Annotated in this window: 1 protein-coding gene; it reads right to left on the bottom strand. The window is 66.2% G+C overall.

Annotated elements, in window-relative coordinates; all coding sequences use genetic code 11:
- Positions 1 to 1,541 (bottom strand): ATP-dependent Clp protease ATP-binding subunit (locus QSK25_RS45185; protein WP_285647876.1); only part of this gene is annotated, 1,541 nt, incomplete at both ends.

The raw sequence follows: 1,541 nt of genomic DNA, 5'->3' as shown, positions 1-1,541 counted from the left end.
CGGAAGTGCTTCTTCAGCTCGTCGTTGACCTTGTTCTTCATCCGCTCGTAGTTGGACGCGGTGTCCTGACCCGAGGTGAAGCCCAGACCGACGGCCTTGCTGATGTCGGACGTGCCCAGGTTCGAGGTGAAGATGATGACGGTGTTCTTGAAGTCCACCGTCCGGCCCTGACCATCGGTCAGACGGCCGTCCTCCAGCACCTGCAGCAGCGTGTTGTAGACCTCGTTGTGCGCCTTCTCGATCTCGTCGAACAACACCACCGAGAACGGCTTGCGGCGCACCTTCTCGGTGAGCTGCCCGCCCTCCTCGTAGCCGACGTAACCGGGAGGGGCACCGAACAGCCGCGACGCGGTGTAGCGGTCGTGGAACTCGCCCATGTCGATCTGGATGAGCGCGTCGTCCTCGCCGAACAGGAAGTTCGCCAGCGCCTTGGACAGCTCGGTCTTACCGACACCGGACGGGCCGGCGAAGATGAACGAACCCGACGGGCGCTTGGGGTCCTTCAGACCGGCGCGGGTGCGGCGGATCGCCTGCGACACGGCCTTGACCGCGTCGGTCTGGCCGATGATCCGCTTGTGCAGCTCATCCTCCATGCGCAGCAGACGCGAGGTCTCCTCCTCGGTGAGCTTGAACACCGGGATACCGGTCCAGTTCGCCAGGACCTCGGCGATCTGCTCCTCGTCGACCTCCGCGACGACGTCGAGATCGCCGTCCTTCCACTGCTTCTCCCGCTCGGCCTTCTGGCCCAGCAGCTGCTTCTCCGCGTCCCGCAGCTTCGCGGCGCGCTCGAAGTCCTGCGCGTCGATCGCGGACTCCTTGTCACGGCGCACGTCCGCGATCTTCTCGTCGAACTCGCGCAGGTCCGGCGGCGCGGTCATCCGGCGGATCCGCATCCGCGCGCCCGCCTCGTCGATCAGGTCGATCGCCTTGTCCGGCAGGAACCGGTCGTTGATGTACCGGTCGGCCAGCGTCGCCGCCGCCACCAGCGCCGAATCGGTGATCGACACGCGGTGGTGCGCCTCGTACCGGTCCCGCAGACCCTTGAGGATCTCGATGGTGTGCTCCAGCGAGGGCTCGCCCACCTGGATCGGCTGGAAACGACGCTCCAGCGCCGGGTCCTTCTCGACGTGCTTGCGGTACTCGTCCAGCGTGGTCGCGCCGATCGTCTGCAGCTCACCACGCGCCAGCATCGGCTTGAGAATGCTGGCCGCGTCGATCGCGCCCTCCGCGGCACCCGCGCCGACGAGCGTGTGGATCTCGTCGATGAACAGGATGATGTCGCCGCGCGTGCGGATCTCCTTGAGCACCTTCTTCAGGCGCTCCTCGAAGTCACCGCGATAACGCGAACCCGCGACCAGCGAACCCAGGTCCAGGGTGTAGAGCTGCTTGTCCTTGAGCGTCTCGGGCACCTCGCCCTTGACCACCATCTGCGCCAAGCCCTCGACGACGGCGGTCTTGCCGACACCGGGCTCGCCGATCAGGACCGGGTTGTTCTTGGTGCGCCGCGACAGCACCTGCATGACCCGCTCGATCTCCTTGGT

Origin of the sequence: Lentzea sp. NBRC 102530 (assembly GCF_030269365.1) — a bacterium.
Classification (GTDB): Bacteria; Actinomycetota; Actinomycetes; order Mycobacteriales; family Pseudonocardiaceae; genus Lentzea.
This window is presented reverse-complemented; position numbering and strand designations above follow the sequence as displayed.